Raw genomic sequence first — 22,190 nt, 5'->3', positions numbered from 1 at the left:
GGCCTTTTACAAATAATGATTATCAGTTTATTGCCGAATTAATTTTTTTGTAACACTTTGACTTTGGTTGCTTAGTTTAACTAAGTAAACGCCACTGGTGAGATTTGAAATATCAATTGTTTTATGGGTGGCGTTAATTTTTCTCGCAAGAACTTTTTTGCCAAAAATGTCAAAAATTTCGGCTGTAATTTCACGATTAGAAATGATATTAATTTCGTTAGTAGCAGCAGGGTTTGGGAACATGGTAATGGAACTGTTTAACGAAAATTCATTAACAGACAAAACATTCTGCCAAATTTGAAACACATATCCGGGATTATCAACAAAGGGATTGCGATTGTTTTGGTAATTGTAAATCGCATTATTTCTATCAATTTCTTTTTGGCTTACGGGGTCGTTCAAATGCCAGCTATACAACATATCAAGTGCCCATTGTTCAAATACCTTATTACTTGAACCATCCAGCATTTTATCGCCATCGGTATTCAAATTTTCCCAACCGGCAACAAGGTCTTCGTATCGTGTTGCCATGTAAAAGAAAATTCTGGCAATATCGCCCTTGTATTCATCAATGACCTCAAAAACTTGTCCGTTCACTTCAGTAATTTCTGAACTTCCGCGAATAGTACCGTTACTACTTGTAAAAAAGGCACTTGACGCTTCGCCATATGGTAAATTGCCTCTTTCGCTGTTTACTTTTTTATCAACCGGTAATAATTGTACAACATCTGATCTGGCAGGTTCAATATTGCCAAACCAACTGGTCGGGAAGGTGTGTTCTCTGTTAAAAAATTCGCATTCAACATTGCCGCCTGAACCAATATCTTGGTTACCACCGGTATCAGGAGTTCCAAATTCGAAGTTGCAATTGGCATAAATGTCCCATACTTTACCATTTGGTAAGACATCAGCAGTTTCAAAGAAAGTCCAATGTGTATTAAAGGGTTGTGGTTGATGACTGCCTGAAATAATGGTGTATAATTGTGTTTTGAGTGTAAAACCTGTACCGGTTGCCGAGTTATAGTAGCCTTCCGGGGGTTGCGCAAATGCAAAAGTTGAAACTAAAAAAATGATAAAGTAAAGTTGTTTCATTCGATGTTGTAATTATTTATTTTTCTCGATAACAGCTATATAGAAACCATCGTAGCCTGATTCATGAGCAAATATACGTTTATCTTCCACCAATTTAAAGTTGCTACCATTTTCTGAATTTAAAAATCTCTCAACTTGTTGTGCATTTTCAGACGGTAAAACGGAGCACGTAGCATATACCATTTTACCTCCGGGTTTTAGCATTTTGCTGTAATTTTGGAGAATGTCTTGTTGTGTTTGTTTGATGTTTTCAATAAACTCAGGTTGTAGTTTCCATTTGGCATCGGGATTTCTTCGCAATATTCCCAACCCCGAACAAGGCGCATCAATGAGCAATCTATCAGCTTTATCGTGAAGTTTTTTAATGGGTTTGGTAGAATCTATTTCTTTAAGTTCTATGTTGAAGGCCCCATTTCGTTTGGCGCGCACTTTTAAGTTTTTAAGCTTATTGGCGTAAATATCCATGGCAATAATCTGTCCTTTATTTTCCATAAGTGCAGCCAAATGCAGTGATTTTCCGCCGGCACCTGCACAGGCGTCAACAACCTTCATGCCCGGTTTTACATCGAGCATGGTAGCTACCAATTGAGAGGAAGCATCTTGCACTTCAAACCAACCATCTTTAAAACATTCGGTTTGAAATACGTTGGCACGCTCTTTTAATTTGAGCGCCATGGGATAACCATTAATGGTTTCCGTTTCAATATTTTCCGATTGAAGGCGGTTCTGTAAATCTTTGATATTGGTTTTTAAGGTGTTGACTCTTAAGATAACATCGGCTTGTTGATTGAGTGCAGCTATTTCCTTGGTCCATAGTGTTTCGCCCAATTCTTCAACAGCCAGTTGGTCTAACCAATCCGGGATGGATTCGCGGTATTTTCTGATTTTTAAGAGTTCGTCAAATTTTCCTTTTATTTTTCTGGCAGGCGTGTCTTCAAAATACTTCCATTTGGGTAAAGGTATGCCACGTAAGGTTGCCCATACGGCAAACATTCGCCATAAATTATCTCTGTTAAAGGGCTCCTTGACTTCTGCAATTTCGGCGTATAAACGTTTGAAACGAACAATTTCATAAACCGTTTCTGCTATAAAACCGCGATCGCGACTTCCCCAGCGTTTGTCGCGCTTGAGTAAGGCTTGCACCACTTTATCGGCATATTCATCTTCATTAAATATAATGTGCAGTCCGTCAATTACCGCAAAACACAGGTTTTTATGTAAACGCATGGAGTAAAAATTAAGGCTACAAAGGTACATTTAATTAGCTATTTTTGAATAAACTTTACAAATGAGATTCCTATTACTTATTATAACCTGTTTATTGATTAGCAGCTGTAACAAAAAAGCCAAAAATTTTGAACCATTTACAAAGGTTGAAATTGAACCAATTTTAATAGATTCGACTTTAAGCATCAGAGCTATTGATATTTTAGATGACGGCAATTTAGTTTTTGCCGCTAATGATGGTACATACGGGATGTATCAAACAGTAAATAAAAAATGGCAAATTGCACAGCAGCCGTATGACAGCTTGAAATTAGAATTTAGAGCCGTTGCACATACTTCAACCGATTTTTTTATGTTGAGTGTTGGCAGTCCGGCACTACTTTTTAAAACCGGAGACGATGGCAAAATGCAAGTGGTCTATAAAGAAGACCATCCCAAGGCGTTTTACGATGCCATGACATTTTGGAATGATTTGGAAGGTATTGCCATAGGCGATCCAACAGATAGTTGTTTAAGTATCATTATTACTCGAGACGGTGGGTATACCTGGCAAAAAATACCTTGTGAACAATTACCTGCAATTAAAGACGGCGAAGCGGCTTTTGCAGCCAGTAATACCAATATTGCCATTGTTGGAGATAAAACCTGGGTAGCAACCGGTGGAAAGGTTAGCAGAGTTTTTTATTCGGAAGATAAGGGTTATAGCTGGAAAGTTATTGAAACCCCAATGATTGGCGGACTAGAAACCACGGGTATTTATTCTCTCGATTTTTATGATGAATTGAATGGTGTGGCCATTGGCGGCGATTACACCAATCCTGATGCTAACGAAGCCAATAAAATAATTACAGATGATGGTGGCAAAACCTGGCAGTTAATAGCTAACAACGCAGCTCCCGGTTACAGGAGTTGTGTTCAATTTGTGCCAAATTCTGAGGCTCAACAAATGGTAGCTGTTGGTTTTAAAGGTATTGATTACAGTTTTGATAGCGGATTGAATTGGACGCAATTATCTGATGCCTCTTTTTACACTGTTAGATTTATTGATGATACCACGGCTTTTGCAGCAGGCAAAGGTGGTATTTCAAAGTTGAATTTTAAGTAAATGTCATTAAAATATAGCCACGAATTTACCAAGTGCCCTGAAGACAAGTTGCACAAGTATTAACTCATGTGTGCTAGTAATATTTTTATGAATATCAGATTGATTTTGAACATACTTATCAACGCTATTCGATTGGGCTAAAAGTTAGATGAATCAAAACACAATTTTCAATTATTGCATTGAGCTGAATGGCCTAATTGTATCCTAATTTTGGCGTTCTCTTTGCTTAATGCCTTCTTGCTGGCCGCCAGTGTTTCCACCACGTCTGTTTCTCATTTCTTCTAAGAGTCGGCGGTTAAATTGATCCTCGGTCCATTGCAGTTTTAATATTTTTGTAGCCGGAAGCACTTTTTTCAAATCGTTTACCAATTGTTTACGCAATTCAAATTTTTCACGCTCGGTATCCATCATTGAATTGAGCAGATTATTGGCATCGGCTTCGCTGAGCGATGCAAAATCGTAATCGGCACGTTCTGCTCTTTTTTCCCTGCGCAGTTTGAAGGTAGCTTCTTCATATTTGTTATAAACGGGCCAAAATTGTTGAGCCTCAGTTTCGGTAAGGCTCAATTTTTCGGTTATGAAAGCTACTTTAAGGGCTTTGATACGTTCTAATTTTTCCGGGTTTTGAGCTGTTGTATCTAAGCTAAATAGCAATAATAATAAAGTTATGATGATATATTTCATTGTTTAATCTATTAAAAGGTCTTCTAAGTTTGTATTGTTGATAAGATAATTTTCAAGATTGTCTTCCGTTAAAATTGAATGATCGGTTAGTGAATTATTAAAATCTTCGTCGTTAAGAAATTGAGAAATTTCACCGGCACTTACATCTGAGTTTAATATATAATTTTCTATAGCAGCCATTTCAAGATCATTAAAGCTCAAGTCATCCGGTTGATTGAAAAACAAGAATAATACGATTGTAACTGAAGCTGCTACTGCAACCGAAGATATTGTCCAACGGTTTTTAAATATCGAAATTACTTTGGGTTGTTTTTTGATGCTTTGTGAAACAACTTTAGACTCTACACTCTCAAAATAGTTGTTGGGTGTTGTATAGCCTGAAGCATGCGTTTGTTTTGAGAGTTTATTAGTTTCAATATTGGCAAACAATTTATCTTCAAAACTCACGAAGTAGTTTTCCGGAGTTTTAAACCCGCTGTGATGATTTTTATGTAATTGTTGTTTTTTCATTTGTTATTAAGACTCATTTTAAATGAAATAGTTTAATTGTCTATTAAAAACTTTTCAATTTTTTGTTTGGCCAAATGGTATGATGTTTTCAAGGCTCCTTCGGAGGTTTCTAATATTTCGGCCATATCTTTATAGGTGATGTCTTCAAAATACTTCATATTAAATACCAACTGCTGCTTGTGAGGTAAAGTGGCGATGGCTTGTTGTAGTTTGAGTTGAATGGCATCTCCTTCAAAATAGACATCAGATTTTAAGTTATTAACTTTTTGACTGATCAATTCCTCTGAATTTAACTGAAGTATTTTGGCGTTGTGATTTAAATGCGAAATGGCTTCGTTAGTGGCTATTCGATACATCCAGGAGAACAATTTGCTTTCGCCTTTAAAATTATTGATGTTTCTAAAAATTTTAATGAATGTGTTTTGAAGTACGTCGTCTGCGTCGTCGTGTGTTATGACTATTTTTCTAATATGCCAATACAAACGTTCTTTGTAGGTACTAACCAACAAGCGGTAGGCCTTTTCGCGCGTGGCTTCGGTTTTTAATGAGTTGATTAATTCAACTTCGTCAATCACGTTTTCTTTGTATTACAGATATTAGACATTGAAAGGTAGGAAAAGTTTAATCAAAATTATTATATTTTTTAAAATGCTGATAAACAGTAACTAAGTATTAATATCATCGATGAAATGCAATATAATACCGATAAAATGCATTTTTTTCTTGTTTTATAATAAATTATGTTATATGTTTACATCGTCTTAACCTAACTAATATTACCAGTGTCCCCAAATCTGGTAGTAGAAGCGAAAAGGATAGCCATCATGGTTATCCTTTTTTGCGTTAATCGAAACTTTGCATGTCCACCAGTTTTTTATAGACACCGTTTTTAGCGAGAAGTTCGGCGTGTGTGCCTTGTTCGGCAATTTCACCTTTGTGCATCACTACTATTTCGTCGGCATTTTGAATGGTTGAAAGTCGGTGCGCAATGACGATAGAAGTGCGGTTTTTCATCATATTTTCCAGAGCGTTTTGCACCAGTCGCTCACTCTCGGTATCTAAGGCCGATGTGGCTTCGTCGAGAATCATGATTGGCGGATTTTTAAGCACTGCCCTGGCTATACTCAAACGCTGTTTTTGTCCGCCCGAAAGCTTATTTCCCGAATCGCCAATGTTGGTATTAATGCCATTGGGTAATTGTTCAACAAACTCCCATGCGTTGGCAATCTTAAGCGCGTCGATAATTTCTTCATCACCGGCACTTTCTTTACCAATTAATAAGTTGTTTTTAATGGTGTCGTTAAATAGGATGGAGTCTTGGGTAACTAATCCCATTAAACTTCTAAGCGACTGTTTGGTAAGGTTTCTAATATCTTCGCCATCAATAGTAATATCGCCTTGGTTGACATCGTAAAATCGGGTAACTAAATTGGCAATGGTGCTTTTTCCGCTTCCAGATTGGCCTACTAATGCAATGCTCTTTCCTTTTGGTACCGTTAAATTGAAGTTTTTAAGCACCAGATCATCTTCGTATTTAAAAGACACCCGGTTGATGCTTAAATTGTCTTTAAAATCTGTTTTAATTTTGGCATTTGGTTGATCTTCCAAAGGTGATTTGGTGTTCAATATTTCCAGAACGCGCTCTGCGGCTGCATTACCTTTTTTAACGCTATAGCTGGCTTTACTAATGGCTTTTGCAGGTGTTAAAATGTTGTATGCTAAGCCTAAATAAGCCAAAAACTCACTACCTTTTAAAACATCATCGACTAAGACCATTTTACCGCCAAACCACAATATGATGGCAATAACCACAATACCCAGAAATTCACTGGTTGGTGAGGCTAAGTTCTGCCTATTTAATAAAGTATTTGAAAATTTATAAAAACGGTTGGTGGATTCTTCAAACTTACGCTGAAAAACACCTTCGGCTGTAAAGCCTTTAATGACTTTTAATCCGCCCAATGTTTCCTCAACAATAGATAAAAATTCCCCTTGTTCCTTTTGAACTCGGTCTGATTTTTTCTTCAGGCTTTTGCCTATTCTTGAAATAATAAATCCTGAAATTGGCAAGAAGATAAACACAAAAAAAGTGAGTTCTGTACTTATCTTAAACATTAAAATAATGGTAAAGATAATGGTTAGGGGTTCGCGTATGATCAGTTCTAAAATAGATAGAAAAGACACTTGAATTTCCTGCACATCATTGGAGATTCTCGCAATAGAATCACCTTTTCGCTTTTCTGAAAAAAATGCCAGTGGCAATTCAACCAACTTGTGGTAAAGGGCGTTCCGCAAGTCTTTTAAAACACCATTTCGTAAAAAGGTAATAAAAAACATCGCGAGGTAATTTGAGATGTTTTTCAGTAAAAACAGCGAAATAATTAAACCAATAGCCAACAGTAAGGCATTCATTTTATTGGTTTCGGCTAGCGAATGGATGTAATAGGATAAGGTATCTTCAATAAAGGACGCAAGTTTTGTAATACCCGAATAAACCGGCTTTTCTGCTACGGCTTGTTTTTCTTCATTGAACAAAACATCCAGCATTGGTATAAATGCTACAAAAGCCAAAGCGCTAAAAAGCGCATAAAAAATATTAAACAGAATATTTAGATAGGCATAACGCTTGTAAGGAATGGCAAAATGAAGAATTTGTTTAAAGTAGTTCATTTATTAGAGTAATTTTTCCTGAATATTTCTAATGCTTTTAAGCAGTTGTTAGTTGTTATTGATGATATGTTCAACTTGTTTTGATAAAATTGGAATTTCGTTTTCAACAACATCCCATATGATTTCGTAATCAATTCCGAAATAATGATGAATGATACGATTTCTTAAATCGCTAATTTCCCTCCAAGGAATTTCACTATGCTGATTTTTAAGATCCAGATCAACTTTATTGGCTGCTTCTCCAATAATTTCAAGACTTCTACAAATAGCTTTAGTAAGTCTTTCATTATTTTTAAATTCCTCAAAAGAACTTGTATGATATTCTTTTATAAGATAATGGCATTCTGATTGTATATGTTTCAAAAATTCAATTGTCGAAGGGTACATAAACAATAGAATTTAAAATATGTGGTCCGATGTATGGACTTAATGATTGTCTTGTCACTAAATCTACTTTTTTACCGATTAACTTCTCAAGAAAATAATTTAGAGATAAGAAATTTCTAAAAGTTTTTTTATCCTTGTTTAAATTTACTAAAATATCAACATCACTGTCATCATTTTCATTGCTGGTTGCATAACTCCCAAACAAACCAATTTCTAAAACTCCAAACTCCTCAAGCTGAGTCTTATTTTGCTTGAGAATTTCAATTAAAGTCTCTCTATTTAATGAATTTGCTTTCATTTTATGAACGAATGTGGTGTAAATTTAAGTAAAACTATTTTAGTTAACAGATAAGGTACGCTTACAATCCAAGAGACTTTAAAATTGATTCAATCTTCTCATCCACTTTTTTAGAGGCAGATTCAAATTCATGTTTATGGGTTAGTGTAGTATTCACACTCATATAGAATTTAATCTTGGGTTCAGTACCACTAGGTCTCAGAGCAATTTTACTACCTTTTTCGGTGTAGTAAATCAGCACATCCGATTTTGGGATATCCAGGTTTTCTTGTGTGCCTTCTACAATATTTTTAGCGATCGATAATTTATAGTCCTCAACGCGTACTACCTTTTCACCTGCAATTTCAGTAAGCGGATTGTTGCGTGCATCCACCATCATTTGATTGATTTCTTGAGCACCTTCAATACCTTTTTTGGTGAGTGAAATTAGTTTTTCTTTATAAAAGCCGTGTTTTACATAGAGTTGAACTAAAGCTTCATAAAAACTACTGCCTTTAGACTTAGCCTGTGCTGCAATTTCGCATGCCAAGAGGGTAGAAGTGGTAGCGTCTTTATCTCTTACAAAATCGCCTACCATATAGCCAAAGCTTTCTTCTCCACCACCAATAAATTTAAGCTCAGGGAAGTCTTTAATCATTTTGGCAATCCACTTAAATCCGGTTAAAACTACTTTACATTCAACATTGTAATAGTTGCCAATTTCTACCATCATTGGCGTTGATACTATGGTGGTGGCAATAAATTCACTACCTTTTATTTTTCCTTGTTGCTGCCATTTTTCAAGTAAAAAGCTTGTCATTAATACCATGGTTTGGTTGCCGTTGAGCAATTCCATTTCTCCTTTTAAATTTCTCACGGCAATACCAAGTCGGTCGCCATCGGGGTCGGTGCCAATCACGATATCGGCATTGACTTCATTGGCCAATTTTAAAGCCATTTCAAGTGCTTCGGGTTCTTCGGGGTTAGGCGATTTTACCGTTGGAAAATCGCCATTAGGCTCTGCCTGTTCTTCAACCTGATATACTTGGGTGTATCCGGCGCGTTTCAGGGTTTCAGGAATTGATGTTACCGAAGTGCCATGAAGCGACGTAAACACAATTTTAAGGTCTTCACGTGCTTTATCTGAAGTATCAAAAGTGCCATTTTTAATAGAACCGTCAATAAAAGCATTATCAATGTCTTCGCCTATGTAGTGAATTAAATCATTGTTGGCTTCAAACTTTATGTCGGGGTAAGCTACCGTTTCTATAACTTCTATAATGTCTTCGTCTTGTGGTGGCACCAGTTGGCCGCCATCCTGCCAATACACCTTATAACCGTTGTATTCCGGCGGATTATGAGAGGCAGTTAACACAATACCGCAATGGCAATGCAGGTGTTTTAAAGCAAACGAAACCTCTGGTGTTGCTCTTAAATCTTCAAATAAATATACCGTAATGCCATTGGCCGAAAACACATCGGCCACCACTTTAGCCAGGGTTTTTGAATTGTGTCTGCAATCGTAACCAATGACTGCTTTTATAGGTTCGTCTTTAAAACTTTGATGCAAGTAATTGCTTAAACCTTGTGTGTTTTTGCCCAAGGTGTATTTATTTATTCTGTTGGTGCCAACACCCATAATACCGCGCATACCGCCGGTGCCAAACTCAAGATTTTTATAAAAACTTTCTTTAAGTTCGGTTGGATTGGATGAAATGAGTGTTTTGATTTTATTTTGGGTATCATCATCAAAAGTTGGAGTAAGCCAATTATTTACTTTCTCTAAAATGTCGGGTTCTATATAAAGCATTTCAATTAGGTTTTGATTGTCAAATTTAATGAATTAGCGCTAAGACTTTAGCAAAAAAAAGTGATTAATTAAGGTTTAATTCCTTTTTGATTAAGTAGCGATTTTTGGCATCTTTAGTTCTTAGTATCAGTTCGCCTAAAAATCCTGCAATAAAGAATTGGCTGCCAATAATCATGGTGGCGAGCGACAGATAAAATTGGGGTCGTTGTGTAATAAGTCTTCCTAAGGGATTAAAAAACAGCTTATCAATCCCTAAAAACAGTGCGAAAGCAAAACCAATTATAAACATTAACACACCCAAAGCACCAAATAAATGCATTGGTCTTTTGCCGAAACGCGATAAGAACCATATGGTTATTAAGTCTAAAAATCCGTAAATAAATCGTTCGGCACCAAATTTGGTTTTACCATATTTACGTGCCTGGTGTTTTACAACTTTTTCGCCAATTTTCTGAAATCCGGCATTTTTTGCCAACACCGGAATATAACGATGCATTTCGCCTCTAACTTCAATATTTTTAACAACATTCTTGTTGTAGGCTTTAAGTCCGCAATTAAAATCTTTAAGTTTTACACCCGATGTCTTTCTAGCGGCCCAATTAAATAATTTGGAAGGTAGATTTTTGGTAAAAACAGCATCGTACCGTTTTTTCTTCCAACCTGAAACCATATCCATTTGATCGACAACAATCATTTGGTATAGTTCGGGGATCTCTTCGGGGTTGTCCTGTAAATCGGCATCCATGGTTATCACCACATTGCCCTGTGCTTTGGCAAAACCAGCGTGTAAGGCCTGAGATTTTCCGTAGTTTCTTAAAAATTGAATACCTTTTACATTTGAATTGGCTTTGACCAATTTTTCAATGATTTCCCACGAATTATCAGTACTACCATCGTCAATAAAAATAATTTCATAAGAAAAACGATTGACTTGCATAACATTTGCAATCCAATCGTGTAGTTCTTTGAGTGATTCTTCTTCGTTAAGTAAAGGTATGACTACCGATATATCCATAGTTTAACTATCTGCAGTCAAAAATAGTTAAAAAAAATTAAGCTAAATCAGGATTCTTTTTTTTCATAAAGGCAGCGACAATCAATCCAATTACTGCGTAAAAAACCAATTGATAAGCAATTGCTTTTAATTGATTCATAATAGAAAACGAGTTTTCACCGGACATGGAATCGATTGTTTTGTCAATTTCAGATTGAGGTGCGCCAAATCGTTCCATCATACTAACAGTATTTTCAATACCTTTCTCCTGAAGGAATACGGCAGCTTCAGTATCGATAACGCCGTAAATTAAAATTCCAATTCCGGTATTAATTATAACGCCTATCGCTACGGTTATGAAAAAGGATGAAAAGGCCTGTTTAAATGAAATGAAACCATTTAAAAAATCCTTGGATTTGGCTGTGGAAACAATTCCGAATGCTAAAATTAACAATAACATTATGATACCAATCCACCAAGCAATAGCGTATTCTGCGTTAATTACATAAATTAAAACACTTATAAGGGCTAAAGACAGACCCAGATAAATACCGTAATTAATAGCTGAAGATTTCAATTGTTGTTCCATAGTTGATTGTTTTAGTTTGTTAGTTGGTCAATAAATTTACAATTTTGTTACAATATCAATTCTATTTAGTTTTAGTAAATAGGTAAAAATTTATTTTCTACTGAAAATCTGAAAAAATAATTGCAATCTCACAAAATTTATCTAAATTTGCACCTCTTAAAAAGCAACGATTATAAAGCGCGAAGTAATGAAAAAAGGTATACACCCTGAAAACTATAGAGTTGTAGCATTTAAAGATATGTCTAACGAAGATGTGTTTTTAACAAAATCAACTGCCATCACCAACGAGACTATTGACGTTAATGGTGTAGAGTATCCGTTAATTAAAATGGAAATTTCAAGAACCTCTCATCCATACTACACAGGTAAGGCCAAATTGGTTGATACCGCAGGTAGAATCGATAAATTTAAAAACAAATACGCCAAGTTTAGCAAATAAACTACGTAAAAGCATATACAAGCCTTTTATTCAAACGCGAATGAAAGGCTTTTTTTTGTGCCCTAATTGAACTACTTTTGATTATTAAGTAATTTTAGCAATAGATATTCATGAACTACATTCTTTTTGACGGACCCTTTCGCAATAATTTATTGCCTTTTACTTTTACCAGACCGGTTGCCGATATTAGAGTTGGGATCTTAACTATTAGAGAAAAATGGGAATCTTATTTATGTAGCGTGATTACCACCGTTACCGAAGATTATTTATCTGAAAAGTTTCCCATGGTTGAAATGCCGCAAAACATCATGATCAATGCTTCATATCTGCCCAATGCCGAATTGGTTGAAATGATTAAGTCTCTTGAAAGTAATCAGGCCATTTTTCACAATGAACAAGTCATTGCCTTTTATTCTGAAGAGAATGTTGAGGTTGAAAATTTTGACAACTTTCAACCTATAGAATATCAAGGTGAATGCATTGTAATTGAAAACACCTGGGATATATTTTCGAAAAATCATTTGGCTATTCAAGACGATTTTGACTTGATTACCAACAACAGGAAATCGCAACCCATTCCGCCAACTGTGAATGTGATTAATGCCGAAAATATTTTTATTGAGTCGGGCGCCAAGCTCAATTTTGTAACCTTAAACGCCGAAAATGGCCCTATTTACGTTGGTCGGGATACCGAAATTATGGAAGGCTCCGTCATTCGCGGTCCGTTTGCATTATGTGATCATGCTGTTGTAAAAATGGCTTCAAAAATTTACGGCGCAACCACTGTTGGCCCACACTGCCGTGTTGGTGGCGAAGTTAATAATTCTGTGATGTTTGCTTATTCCAACAAAGGCCACGACGGATTTCTGGGGAATTCGGTGTTGGGTGAATGGTGTAATTTAGGAGCCGACACCAACAATTCGAATCTTAAAAATAACTATGCCGAAGTAAGACTGTGGGATTACAATACCGAAGGATTTGCTAAAACAGGTTTGCAATTTTGCGGTTTAATGATGGGCGATCATAGTAAGTGTGGTATCAATACCATGTTTAACACCGGAACGGTTGTAGGCGTTAGTGCCAATATTTTTGGCAGCGGTTTTCCCCGAAATTTCATTCCAAGTTTCTCTTGGGGCGGCAGCAGCGGATTTATCACCTACAAAACCGATAAAGCATTTGAAGTTGCCAAAATTGTTATGGAAAGAAGGCATGTTACGTTTACCGAAGATGACGCTGCCATATTACAGCACGTGTTTGAGTTGACCAAGAAATACCGCAAAGATTAAGGTATTTTTCTGACTTGTCTTAAATCGAGTAAATTAATGGGGTTGATGCCCAAACCTTCGATATTTTTTCTGGTAAATCTTACAACTTCATCATAGAATAATACTACAACAGGCGCTTGCTTCATGATTAGGCTATCCATCTGGGCATAGTAGGTGGCGCGTTCTTTTAAATTGGCTACACTGAGTGATGCTTCGTAAAGTTTGTCAAAACTTTCATCTTCAAAATGTGTGTAATTGGGTCCGTTAGGTGCGAAATTCTTACTGTAGAAAAGTGACAGATAATTTTCAGCATCGGGGTAATCGGCTACCCAACTGGCTCTGAATAAATCTAATTTACCATTGGCTTTGGCGTCTTTTAATGCCGATGCCGGCATAACGTCAACCTTTACATCTATACCAATTTTAAGCAATTCCCGCTGAATGAACTCACAAAAATCTAAATAGTTACTGGTAGTGGTAATGGTAATACTTGGGTTGGCGATACCGGTAGTTTTTTTAAAATCTTCGACCAGTATTTTGGCTTGCTCGGGTTGGTAAGAGTATCCCGCAGATGGATTAAATCCCGGGAGTCCTTTTGGAATAAATCCGCCATTAGCAGGAATCCCAACACCATTGCGCAGGTATTGCATCATTTTTTTTCGGTCGAAACCCAGGTTAATGGCTTTACGCAATTGTTCTGATTGTATTTCGGGTACTTCGGCTTTTAGAAAAAACGCCAGATACTCTGTATTTAAATACGGTCCACGCAGCATTTGTGTTGTTGTTTCGTATCTGCTGTTTAAGCTGCCGTCGGCATTTAAAATATCGTCTTTGTAAGAGGTGTCCAGAGCGTTTAAAAAATCTAAATTACCCTGCGTAAATTGTAAAAACTCACTTTGTTTATCAGGTAAAAAAGTTATGGCAACTGCTTCTAAGTAGGGTAGTTGTTGATTATTGATATCGGTTTCAAAATACAGTTCATTTTTTCTGAATACCAATTTAATGTTTTCTTCCCAACGTTTAAATTTAAATGGTCCGGTACCGATTGGGTGCGACCTGAAAGCATCACCATAATGCTCAACTACTTCCTTTGGTACAACACTGCAGTATTTCATGCTCAACAAGCCTAAAAAAGCAGGAAATGGCTGTTTAAGTTTAATCGTTAGCATTGAATCGTTTAAAACTTCTATGTTGTCAACCTGCTGCATAACCCAGCTACCCGGCGATGCTATTTTAGGATTGGTGAGTCGGTTTAAGCTATACTCAAAATCTTTTGCGGTTACCCGGCGGGTTGAATCATTGCCAAACAGTTGATGTTTGTGAAAATAGACATCGTTTCTTAGTGTAAATGTGTAAGAGGTTGCAGAACTATCAATATCCCAGCGTGTGGCGATACTTGGTTTAATATTGAGCTGTTCGTCCATTTCAACCAGGCCGTTAAAAAGCTGGTTAACAGCCCAAATATCGGCATTGTCTTTTGCAAAAGCAGGATCTAACGAACCAATATTTTTATGTTCGTTATATCGAAAAACATGCAGAGAACCGTCTTCATTTTTAATGTTAGAGCAGGAAAATAGGCTTGATAAAACAAGTGCAAGACAACACACAAAAGAAGAACCTTTTGTAACTTTTATTCTCGGTTTTATCATCTAATTAATATGTTGTAATTTTGCCGTTCAATTTTTACGATAGGTGTGCGAACGGTATGTTAGGTGCGCTCACCGTTGGTAAAGATAAAGATTAATGAGTAAAAAAGTAGCCTTTTATACCTTAGGATGTAAACTGAATTTTTCAGAAACGTCAACCATTGCCAGAAGTTTTAAAAACGATGGTTTTAAGTCGGTTGATTTTGAAGAAAAGGCCGATGTTTATGTGATTAATACCTGCTCTGTAACCGATAATGCCGACAAACGTTTTAAGACCATTGTCAAGCAAGCACAAAAAGTAAATCCCGATGCATTTGTAGCGGCAGTTGGCTGCTATGCTCAATTAAAACCGGAAGAATTGGCCGATGTTAATGGCGTTGATTTAGTGTTAGGTGCTACCGAAAAGTTTAATATTACAGCCTACGTTAACGAATTATTGGATCATCCTAACAGAGTTAAAGGCGAGGCTCAAATACATTCTTGCGAAATTGACGAAGCAGATGTCTACGTTGGCAGCTATTCTATTGGTGATAGAACCCGTGCCTTTTTAAAGGTTCAGGATGGCTGCGATTATAAATGTACTTATTGCACCATTCCGCTGGCTCGTGGTATTTCAAGAAGCGACACTCTGCAGAATGTATTAAAAAATGCCAAAGAAATTTCAGAACAAAACATAAAAGAAATTGTTTTAACAGGTGTTAATATAGGCGACTACGGAAAGGGCGAATTTGGAAACAAAAAGCACGAGCACACCTTTTTAGATTTGGTAATGGCCTTAGATGAGGTTGAAGGTATCGAGCGACTTAGAATATCTTCTATCGAGCCTAACTTACTGAAAAACGAAACTATTAATTTTGTGGCGCAAAGTAGAACTTTTGTACCTCATTTTCATATTCCGTTACAAAGTGGCAGTAACCAATTATTAAAATTGATGCGTCGTCGTTACATGCGAGAGTTGTATCAAGAACGCGTTGCAGCCATAAAAAAAGTAATGCCTCACGCTTGTATTGGTGTAGATGTTATTGTTGGATTTCCGGGTGAAACAGACGATTTATTTTTAGAGACCTATCATTTTTTAAATGAATTAGACATTTCGTATTTACATGTTTTTACCTATTCGGAAAGAGATAACACACTCGCTGCAGAAATGCCCGACGTGGTGCCAAAAAATGTAAGAGCCAAACGCAGTAAAATGTTGAGAGGTTTATCGGTAAAAAAGCGGCGCTCTTTTTATGAAGGTCAGTTAGGTTCCACAAGAACTGTTTTGTTTGAAGGTGAAAATAAAATGGGTTACGTACACGGTTTTACAGAAAATTACGTAAAAGTTAAAGCACCATGGAATCCAAAACTGGTAAACACCTTGCACAAAATTAAACTTACCGAAATAGATGATGATGGTTTGGTACGATTTGACTTTGTTGCTTCTTTAGCTGAATAAAAAAACCTGAATCTTTCAATTCAGGTTGCCTATACAATTAATGTTACGTTATATTCTAATACCAACAGGTAGCATGCGTTTATACTGACGATGACGTCTTACAAATTTGGCTATTTGCGGACTTGTTGGTACTACGCTAATGTTTCTTTCTTTAATGTTGTCAAAAACCATGATTAGAAATTCTTCTTCAAAACTTTCGTCTTCTACAGAATTGGGAATTTCAATTTTAGTTAAAAAAATCTTTCGGTCTTGAAGTGAATATTCAATTTTAGCCAGTTCATCATCAATCCTTAATTCAAATTGACGCAAAAAATCATTGTCAATGAGTTGTGCAGAATCTATCATAATAATTTATTTAGTAGCAGTCGGAAAACTTAGAATACTTTACTTTTGCAGTAAGGATATGCAAAGTTACAAATTATTTTAAACTTCAATGAAACAAGAAGTGGTTAATATTTATTTAATGCCCGGAATGGCAGCTAACCCTTCAATTTTTGAAAACATTAAACTTCCGGAGCAACAGTTTAAAATTCATTGGCTGGAATGGTTTATCCCTGAAAAAGATGAAACCTTAGCCCATTATGCCAAACGCATGTGCGAAAAGATAGACCAGCCAAATGTGGTACTTTTAGGCGTTTCTTTTGGAGGTGTACTGGTACAAGAAATGGTTAAATGTATTGACGTAAAAAAGTTAATTGTTGTTTCAAGCATTAAATCTAAACACGAATTACCAAAACATTTACAGTTATTAAAGGTTACCAAAGCATATAAAATATTGCCGACCCAATTGGTAGGAAGCATTAATTTGTTATCAAAGTTTGTTTTGGGTGAAACTATTAAAAGGCGTATTGAATTGTACAAGAAGTACCTTTCAGTCGATGACAAGCGTTACCTAGATTGGGCGATAAAAGAAATGGTGTGCTGGGAGCAGTCAGAGCCCAACCCCAACGCCATTTATATTCACGGCAATAAAGATGCTGTTTTTCCAGATTCATGTGGTGGTAATTGCATTGTAATTAAAGGTGGTACGCATGTGATGATAATTAACAAATACAAATGGTTTAATGAAAATCTACCAAAACTAATTCTTAATTAACAGATTAATAAACTAGAATTTTATACCTTTAGCTAACAAAATCCATTGATAGATGAACACCCTAAAACACATACTTGCCGCATTCGGTGCAGTTTGCTTAATTAGTTTAATTATAATTGCAGCTCAGAGCATCCCTGAAAATGATTTGACTTTAACTCTTGAAAATGATCCGGTTAACAAATACAATGTTTATGCTATACAAGTGCCCAATGATTTGAATTTTGCCGGTGAGCCTATCCCATTACACAATCCGGATATTTATGAGCGTATGGATAGAGAGTTATTGGTAAATACCTATTGGCAATCTAATGCTCTATTAATGTTTAAAAGAGCCGAGAAATATTTTCCAATTATTGAACCCATCTTAAAAGAACACGGTATCCCCGATGATTTTAAATACTTAGCAGTTATAGAAAGTGGTTTAACCAATGCTGTTTCTCCTGCGGGAGCTAGAGGTTTCTGGCAAATTATGCCGGCTACGGGAAAAGAATTTGGTTTGGAAATCAATCAAAATGTAGATGAACGCTATCACTTGGAAAAGTCAACACATGTAGCTTGCAAGTATCTTAAGCAATCCAAAAACAAATTGGGATCTTGGACTTTGGCTGCTGCTGCTTATAACGCCGGTAATGGTGGTATAAGTAAACAACTAAATATTCAGAAAGCAGACAATTATTACGACTTGTTGCTGGGAGAAGAAACCGGTAGATACATTTTTAGAATTATTGCTTTAAAGGAAATCATAAATAATCCCACCACTTACGGTTTCAATTTTAAGCCGGAAGATTTGTATCAGCACATACCAACCCGAAAGATAGAGATAGACACTGCTGTAACCGATTTTGCCGCCTTCGCCAAGAATTTCAATATTAACTATAAAATATTAAAATTACACAATCCCTGGTTGAGAGAACCTCATTTAAATAATTCTAGCAGAAAAAAATACGTTATAGATATTCCTGCAGAAGGCATTTATACAGCGCCTTAGTTCTTAACTTAACGGCGTCTCATATTACGATTTCCAAAGTGCTGTTGTGGCATAGAGGCTTTTTTCATTTGCTCTTTCATCATTTTTACCTGATCAGCCAGAAGTCCTCTTTTGTCTAGTTTTTGTGCCTCGGCCATCAATATTTTAGCTTCCTGAGGTCTGCGTTTACTAAAAGCAATACCAGCTAAGTTAAGTTTAGCCATGGCCATATCGTGATCCATGCTCAAACCCAAACTTACAGCTTGTTTGAAGAACTTTTCGGCTTGGTTGATATTGTTTTGAGATTCCATCAAACCATGCAGGTAGTAAAAATAACCTTGTTGTTTTTTAACCAGTGCCGATTTAGGGTTTTTTATTTTGTCCAACCACTTTTTAGCTCCTACAAAATCTTGCTTGCGAAGTTTTAAAAAAGCCAATAAGATAAGTTCATTTTTAAAGTAAAGGAATATAAATATGGTTGATAACAGAATTAACATAATGCCATTACCTACATATCTATCTGTAATTAAGAATATTCCGTAGGCAATAAGAGCAATTGCTATGATTAATTTTATATTTTTATTGAACATAAGTTGTGTGATTTTTTAAAGTACGAAGGTAATAAAAACAAAACAAAATATTTTTAATTTAAGGTTTGTCAAAGTAAAAAGTCTTTGTATATTTGCGCCCAGTTTGGCCAAGCCCATTAAAAGGTCAATTATACATTAATCAAGATAATAAAGATTTACGGCGATGAGTAAAAGAACGTATCAACCGTCTAAAAGAAAAAGAAGAAATAAGCACGGTTTTAGAGAAAGAATGGCTTCTGCTAATGGCAGAAAAGTGTTGGCGCGTAGACGTGCGAAAGGCAGAAAAAGATTAACTGTGTCGTCAGATCCAAGACATAAGAAATAATGATTAACAATTGTTAATATTTAAAGGTGTTACTTAGGTGTAACGCCTTTTTTTATACCTATTTGATAACTAATTTTGAAACTCCAAAGAAAAAGTAAAAATGCCAAAAAACAACCAAATTAAATCTGTTCTTATTATAGGTTCCGGACCAATTATCATTGGTCAAGCATGCGAGTTTGATTACTCAGGTTCTCAGGCTTTAAGGTCTTTAAGAGAAGACGGAATTGAAACTGTATTAATCAACTCTAATCCGGCAACAATCATGACCGACCCGAGTATGGCCGATCATGTTTATTTGTTACCGCTTACCACCAAATCTATCATTAAAATATTAAAGGAACATCCACAAATAGATGCTGTACTTCCAACAATGGGAGGACAAACAGCACTCAACCTTTGTATTGAAGCAGACGAAAAGGGTATCTGGCAAGATTTTAACGTCAACATTATAGGTGTAGATATCAATGCTATTAATATTACAGAAGATCGTGAGAAGTTTAGAGATTTAATGGAAAGAATTGGTATTCCAATGGCGCCCCAAGCTACTGCAACTTCTTATTTAAAAGGAAAAGAAATTGCTCAGGAATTTGGCTTTCCATTAGTGATTCGAGCGTCGTTTACCTTAGGCGGTGCAGGAGCCTCGATAGTTTATAAAGAAGAAGATTTTGATGAACTGTTAACCCGAGGTTTAGAAGTGTCACCCATTCATGAGGTAATGATTGACAAGGCTTTAATTGGTTGGAAAGAATATGAGTTAGAATTACTTAGGGATAAAAATGACAATGTAGTTATTATCTGTACCATAGAAAATATGGATCCTATGGGTATTCATACCGGCGATTCTATCACCATTGCACCGGCCATGACACTTTCTGATAAAACACAACAACGCATGCGCGATATGGCTATTCATATGATGCGCAGTATCGGTGATTTTGCGGGAGGTTGCAATGTGCAATTTGCTGTAAGTCCTGATGAAAACGAAGATATCATTGCTATAGAAATTAACCCGAGAGTTTCAAGATCTTCGGCACTCGCCAGTAAAGCTACCGGTTACCCCATTGCTAAAATTGCCGCTAAGCTGGCAATTGGTTATCACTTAAATGAATTAAACAATCAAATTACCAAATCAACTTCAGCTTTATTCGAGCCAACCTTAGATTACGTTGTTGTGAAAATTCCACGTTGGAATTTTGATAAATTTGAAGGTGCCGACAGAACTTTAGGCTTGCAAATGAAAGCCGTAGGTGAGGTGATGGCTATTGGCCGATCGTTTCAGGAAGCGCTTCATAAAGCCACTCAATCTCTTGAAATTAAGCGTAACGGACTGGGAGCAGATGGAAAAGGATATACCAACTACGATCAAATTATTGAAAAATTAACCTTTGCCAGTTGGGACCGGGTGTTTGTTATTTACGATGCCATTCAGATGGGCATTCCATTATCACGTATTCACGAAATAACAAAAATTGATATGTGGTTCTTAAAACAATACGAAGAGCTGTATCATTTAGAAAAGGAAATTTCAAAATATAATATTAACACGATAGAACGCGGCTTAATGTTAGAAGCCAAGCAAAAAGGCTATGGCGATCGCCAAATTGCCCACATGTTGAAGTGTTTGGAAAGTCAGGTTTACAAAAAACGACAAGAATTTAATATTAATAGAGTTTATAAATTAGTAGATACCTGTGCTGCCGAATTTCAAGCACAAACGCCTTACTATTATTCAACCTTTGAAAGCGATATCACTTCAAAAACAGGAGAAACTTATGTTGCTAACGAAAGTGTGGTCACCGACCGAAAAAAGATTGTGGTTTTAGGTTCCGGACCGAATAGAATCGGACAAGGTATTGAGTTTGATTACTGTTGTGTTCACGGTGTATTGGCAGCCTCAGAATGTGGTTACGAAACCATCATGATCAATTGCAACCCTGAAACAGTGTCTACCGATTTCGACATCGCAGATAAACTGTATTTTGAACCGGTATTCTGGGAACATATTTACGATATCATTCAGCATGAAAAACCTGAGGGTGTTATTGTTCAGTTAGGTGGTCAAACTGCTTTAAAGCTGGCCGAAAAATTAGACCGCTACGGAATCAAGATCATTGGTACCACTTTTAAATCGCTTGATCTGGCTGAAGATCGTGGTAGTTTTTCAACATTATTAAAAGAGAATAACATTCCATACCCTGAGTTTGACGTAGCCGAAACTGCCGAAGAAGCACTAGCAGTGGCCGACAAACTTGATTTTCCAATTTTGGTAAGACCTTCATATGTATTAGGTGGTCAAGGCATGAAGATTGTAATTAATAAAGCCGAATTGGAGGCACATGTGGTAGATTTATTAAGAAAAATTCCGAATAATAAATTGCTGTTAGATAATTATCTTGACGGTGCTATTGAAGCCGAAGCCGATGCCATTTGCGATGGAGAAGAGGTTTACATTATTGGAATTATGGAGCATATTGAGCCGTGTGGTATCCACTCGGGCGATAGTAACGCCACATTGCCACCCTTTAATATTGGCGAATTTGTGATGCAGCAAATAAAAGATCATACCAAAAAAATTGCACTTGCACTAAATACGGTTGGGTTAATTAATATTCAATTCGCAATTAAAGATGACATTGTTTATATCATAGAGGCCAATCCAAGAGCTTCTAGAACGGTTCCGTTTATAGCAAAAGCCTATGGTGAGCCGTATATTAATTTCGCTACAAAAGTAATGTTAGGGCATAATAAATTAAGCGATTTTAAATTCAATCCTCAACTAAAAGGTTATGCTATTAAACAACCTGTTTTCTCGTTCAATAAATTCCCTAATGTGAATAAAAAATTAGGACCGGAGATGAAAAGTACCGGTGAAAGCATATTGTTTATTGATAGCTTAAAAGACGACGAGTTTTACAATTTGTACTCCAGACGCAAGATGTATTTGAGCAAATAATTTACATATGAAAAGATTCGATATAAATTGTTATTTTTAATCAGGCTAAAAAAACATTTAAAAAATGTTGTAGATTGGCTCGGTTCGTGATAAATAGACATTAATAGTACAAAACGAAACATTATT

22 protein-coding genes are annotated in these 22,190 nt (G+C 36.2%); 8 read left to right on the top strand and 14 right to left on the bottom strand.

Annotation, left to right across the window (positions count from 1 at the left end; all coding sequences use genetic code 11):
- Window positions 1–27: 27 nt before the first annotated feature.
- On the bottom strand, window positions 28–1,092 hold the full coding sequence (locus FJ651_RS06510) for an endonuclease (RefSeq protein ID WP_140989670.1): 1,065 nt from the start codon (window positions 1,090–1,092) through the stop codon (window positions 28–30).
- Window positions 1,093–1,104: 12 nt separating this feature from the next.
- The gene (locus FJ651_RS06505) at window positions 1,105–2,319 is read right to left on the bottom strand and encodes an RsmB/NOP family class I SAM-dependent RNA methyltransferase (protein ID WP_140989669.1); all 1,215 of its coding nucleotides are present in this window, start codon (window positions 2,317–2,319) and stop codon (window positions 1,105–1,107) included.
- Between the two features lie 61 nt (window positions 2,320–2,380).
- On the opposite strand from FJ651_RS06505, the gene FJ651_RS06500 reads away from it, so the two are divergent.
- Window positions 2,381–3,424: a WD40/YVTN/BNR-like repeat-containing protein gene (locus tag FJ651_RS06500; protein WP_140989668.1), complete on the top strand. Its 1,044-nt coding sequence runs from the start codon at window positions 2,381–2,383 to the stop codon at window positions 3,422–3,424.
- 204 nt (window positions 3,425–3,628) lie between these two features.
- Here the strand turns inward: FJ651_RS06500 and FJ651_RS06495 are convergent, their stop codons facing one another.
- The 9 genes from FJ651_RS06495 to FJ651_RS06455 all read right to left on the bottom strand — a co-directional run bounded on the left by FJ651_RS06495 (window position 3,629) and on the right by FJ651_RS06455 (window position 11,345).
- Window positions 3,629–4,108: a sensor of ECF-type sigma factor gene (locus FJ651_RS06495; RefSeq protein WP_140989667.1), complete on the bottom strand. Its 480-nt coding sequence runs from the start codon at window positions 4,106–4,108 to the stop codon at window positions 3,629–3,631.
- A gap of 3 nt (window positions 4,109–4,111) precedes the next feature.
- Window positions 4,112–4,618: a hypothetical protein gene (locus FJ651_RS06490; protein WP_140989666.1), complete on the bottom strand. Its 507-nt coding sequence runs from the start codon at window positions 4,616–4,618 to the stop codon at window positions 4,112–4,114.
- A gap of 32 nt (window positions 4,619–4,650) precedes the next feature.
- The gene (locus tag FJ651_RS06485) at window positions 4,651–5,193 is read right to left on the bottom strand and encodes an RNA polymerase sigma factor (protein WP_140989665.1); all 543 of its coding nucleotides are present in this window, start codon (window positions 5,191–5,193) and stop codon (window positions 4,651–4,653) included.
- 268 nt (window positions 5,194–5,461) lie between these two features.
- Window positions 5,462–7,288: an ABC transporter ATP-binding protein gene (locus tag FJ651_RS06480; RefSeq protein WP_140989664.1), complete on the bottom strand. Its 1,827-nt coding sequence runs from the start codon at window positions 7,286–7,288 to the stop codon at window positions 5,462–5,464.
- Between the two features lie 48 nt (window positions 7,289–7,336).
- Complete coding sequence (locus FJ651_RS06475) at window positions 7,337–7,651, bottom strand: HepT-like ribonuclease domain-containing protein (RefSeq protein WP_216746097.1); 315 nt, start codon at window positions 7,649–7,651, stop codon at window positions 7,337–7,339.
- Between the two features lie 4 nt (window positions 7,652–7,655).
- Window positions 7,656–7,973: a nucleotidyltransferase family protein gene (locus FJ651_RS06470; protein ID WP_140989662.1), complete on the bottom strand. Its 318-nt coding sequence runs from the start codon at window positions 7,971–7,973 to the stop codon at window positions 7,656–7,658.
- A 61-nt stretch (window positions 7,974–8,034) separates the two neighbouring features.
- A complete protein-coding gene (locus FJ651_RS06465; protein WP_140989661.1) occupies window positions 8,035–9,762 on the bottom strand; it encodes a phospho-sugar mutase in 1,728 nt (575 codons plus the stop codon).
- A 64-nt stretch (window positions 9,763–9,826) separates the two neighbouring features.
- Entirely contained in the window at window positions 9,827–10,777 is a 951-nt protein-coding gene (locus tag FJ651_RS06460) for a glycosyltransferase family 2 protein (protein ID WP_140989660.1), read from the bottom strand.
- A 37-nt stretch (window positions 10,778–10,814) separates the two neighbouring features.
- Entirely contained in the window at window positions 10,815–11,345 is a 531-nt protein-coding gene (locus FJ651_RS06455; RefSeq protein WP_140989659.1) for a DUF4199 domain-containing protein, read from the bottom strand.
- Between the two features lie 187 nt (window positions 11,346–11,532).
- On the opposite strand from FJ651_RS06455, the gene FJ651_RS06450 reads away from it, so the two are divergent.
- Together FJ651_RS06450 and FJ651_RS06445 are read left to right on the top strand one after the other, a co-directional pair.
- Window positions 11,533–11,784: a type B 50S ribosomal protein L31 gene (locus FJ651_RS06450; protein ID WP_140989658.1), complete on the top strand. Its 252-nt coding sequence runs from the start codon at window positions 11,533–11,535 to the stop codon at window positions 11,782–11,784.
- A 110-nt stretch (window positions 11,785–11,894) separates the two neighbouring features.
- Window positions 11,895–13,070: a GlmU family protein gene (locus tag FJ651_RS06445; RefSeq protein WP_140989657.1), complete on the top strand. Its 1,176-nt coding sequence runs from the start codon at window positions 11,895–11,897 to the stop codon at window positions 13,068–13,070.
- Here FJ651_RS06445 and FJ651_RS06440 read toward each other — a convergent pair.
- Entirely contained in the window at window positions 13,067–14,698 is a 1,632-nt protein-coding gene (locus tag FJ651_RS06440; RefSeq protein WP_140989656.1) for an ABC transporter substrate-binding protein, read from the bottom strand. The two genes, FJ651_RS06445 and FJ651_RS06440, sit on opposite strands and share 4 nt — an antisense overlap.
- 94 nt (window positions 14,699–14,792) lie before the next feature.
- Between FJ651_RS06440 and mtaB the strand changes: the two genes are divergently transcribed.
- Window positions 14,793–16,133, top strand: a complete 1,341-nt coding sequence (gene mtaB, locus FJ651_RS06435) for a tRNA (N(6)-L-threonylcarbamoyladenosine(37)-C(2))-methylthiotransferase MtaB (protein WP_140989655.1) — start codon at window positions 14,793–14,795, stop codon at window positions 16,131–16,133.
- Between the two features lie 48 nt (window positions 16,134–16,181).
- Here mtaB and FJ651_RS06430 read toward each other — a convergent pair whose 3' ends face one another.
- On the bottom strand, window positions 16,182–16,478 hold the full coding sequence (locus tag FJ651_RS06430; protein ID WP_216746096.1) for a GNAT family N-acetyltransferase: 297 nt from the start codon (window positions 16,476–16,478) through the stop codon (window positions 16,182–16,184).
- Between the two features lie 88 nt (window positions 16,479–16,566).
- On the opposite strand from FJ651_RS06430, the gene FJ651_RS06425 reads away from it, so the two are divergent.
- Together FJ651_RS06425 and FJ651_RS06420 are read left to right on the top strand one after the other, a co-directional pair.
- Window positions 16,567–17,229 carry an alpha/beta hydrolase family protein gene (locus FJ651_RS06425; RefSeq protein ID WP_140989654.1) on the top strand — a complete coding sequence of 221 codons (663 nt, stop codon included), beginning with the start codon at window positions 16,567–16,569 and terminating at the stop codon, window positions 17,227–17,229.
- Window positions 17,230–17,281: 52 nt separating this feature from the next.
- Window positions 17,282–18,217 carry a lytic transglycosylase domain-containing protein gene (locus FJ651_RS06420; protein WP_140989653.1) on the top strand — a complete coding sequence of 312 codons (936 nt, stop codon included), beginning with the start codon at window positions 17,282–17,284 and terminating at the stop codon, window positions 18,215–18,217.
- An 8-nt stretch (window positions 18,218–18,225) separates the two neighbouring features.
- On the opposite strand, the gene FJ651_RS06415 is transcribed toward FJ651_RS06420, so the two are convergent.
- Window positions 18,226–18,786: a tetratricopeptide repeat protein gene (locus tag FJ651_RS06415; protein ID WP_140989652.1), complete on the bottom strand. Its 561-nt coding sequence runs from the start codon at window positions 18,784–18,786 to the stop codon at window positions 18,226–18,228.
- Between the two features lie 163 nt (window positions 18,787–18,949).
- Between FJ651_RS06415 and rpmH the strand changes: the two genes are divergently transcribed.
- On the top strand, window positions 18,950–19,111 hold the full coding sequence (gene rpmH / locus FJ651_RS06410; protein ID WP_140989651.1) for a 50S ribosomal protein L34: 162 nt from the start codon (window positions 18,950–18,952) through the stop codon (window positions 19,109–19,111).
- 100 nt (window positions 19,112–19,211) lie between these two features.
- On the top strand, window positions 19,212–22,064 hold the full coding sequence (carB, locus tag FJ651_RS06405) for a carbamoyl-phosphate synthase large subunit (protein WP_140989650.1): 2,853 nt from the start codon (window positions 19,212–19,214) through the stop codon (window positions 22,062–22,064).
- The last annotated feature ends 126 nt before the right edge of the window (window positions 22,065–22,190 follow it).

This window comes from Paucihalobacter ruber (assembly GCF_006494535.1).
Taxonomy (GTDB): domain Bacteria; phylum Bacteroidota; class Bacteroidia; order Flavobacteriales; family Flavobacteriaceae; genus Paucihalobacter; species Paucihalobacter ruber.
Note: the sequence above shows the minus strand (reverse complement) of the source record. Positions and strands in the feature narration are given on the sequence as shown.

Bases quoted from the DNA above. Each gene is read 5' to 3' on its own strand.
- FJ651_RS06500 (WP_140989668.1), top strand. From the start codon at position 2,381: ATGAGATTCCTATTACTTATTATAACCTGTTTATTGATTAGCAGCTGT.
- FJ651_RS06420 (WP_140989653.1), top strand. From the start codon at position 17,282: ATGAACACCCTAAAACACATACTTGCCGCATTCGGTGCAGTTTGCTTA.
- FJ651_RS06505 (WP_140989669.1), bottom strand. From the start codon at position 2,319: ATGCGTTTACATAAAAACCTGTGTTTTGCGGTAATTGACGGACTGCAC.
- mtaB (WP_140989655.1), top strand. From the start codon at position 14,793: ATGAGTAAAAAAGTAGCCTTTTATACCTTAGGATGTAAACTGAATTTT.
- FJ651_RS06470 (WP_140989662.1), bottom strand. From the start codon at position 7,973: ATGAAAGCAAATTCATTAAATAGAGAGACTTTAATTGAAATTCTCAAG.
- FJ651_RS06440 (WP_140989656.1), bottom strand. From the start codon at position 14,698: ATGATAAAACCGAGAATAAAAGTTACAAAAGGTTCTTCTTTTGTGTGT.
- FJ651_RS06415 (WP_140989652.1), bottom strand. From the start codon at position 18,786: ATGTTCAATAAAAATATAAAATTAATCATAGCAATTGCTCTTATTGCC.
- FJ651_RS06445 (WP_140989657.1), top strand. From the start codon at position 11,895: ATGAACTACATTCTTTTTGACGGACCCTTTCGCAATAATTTATTGCCT.
- rpmH (WP_140989651.1), top strand. From the start codon at position 18,950: ATGAGTAAAAGAACGTATCAACCGTCTAAAAGAAAAAGAAGAAATAAG.
- FJ651_RS06495 (WP_140989667.1), bottom strand. From the start codon at position 4,108: ATGAAATATATCATCATAACTTTATTATTATTGCTATTTAGCTTAGAT.
- FJ651_RS06465 (WP_140989661.1), bottom strand. From the start codon at position 9,762: ATGCTTTATATAGAACCCGACATTTTAGAGAAAGTAAATAATTGGCTT.
- FJ651_RS06480 (WP_140989664.1), bottom strand. From the start codon at position 7,288: ATGAACTACTTTAAACAAATTCTTCATTTTGCCATTCCTTACAAGCGT.
- FJ651_RS06425 (WP_140989654.1), top strand. From the start codon at position 16,567: ATGAAACAAGAAGTGGTTAATATTTATTTAATGCCCGGAATGGCAGCT.
- FJ651_RS06510 (WP_140989670.1), bottom strand. From the start codon at position 1,092: ATGAAACAACTTTACTTTATCATTTTTTTAGTTTCAACTTTTGCATTT.
- FJ651_RS06460 (WP_140989660.1), bottom strand. From the start codon at position 10,777: ATGGATATATCGGTAGTCATACCTTTACTTAACGAAGAAGAATCACTC.
- carB (WP_140989650.1), top strand. From the start codon at position 19,212: ATGCCAAAAAACAACCAAATTAAATCTGTTCTTATTATAGGTTCCGGA.
- FJ651_RS06430 (WP_216746096.1), bottom strand. From the start codon at position 16,478: ATGATAGATTCTGCACAACTCATTGACAATGATTTTTTGCGTCAATTT.
- FJ651_RS06450 (WP_140989658.1), top strand. From the start codon at position 11,533: ATGAAAAAAGGTATACACCCTGAAAACTATAGAGTTGTAGCATTTAAA.
- FJ651_RS06455 (WP_140989659.1), bottom strand. From the start codon at position 11,345: ATGGAACAACAATTGAAATCTTCAGCTATTAATTACGGTATTTATCTG.
- FJ651_RS06490 (WP_140989666.1), bottom strand. From the start codon at position 4,618: ATGAAAAAACAACAATTACATAAAAATCATCACAGCGGGTTTAAAACT.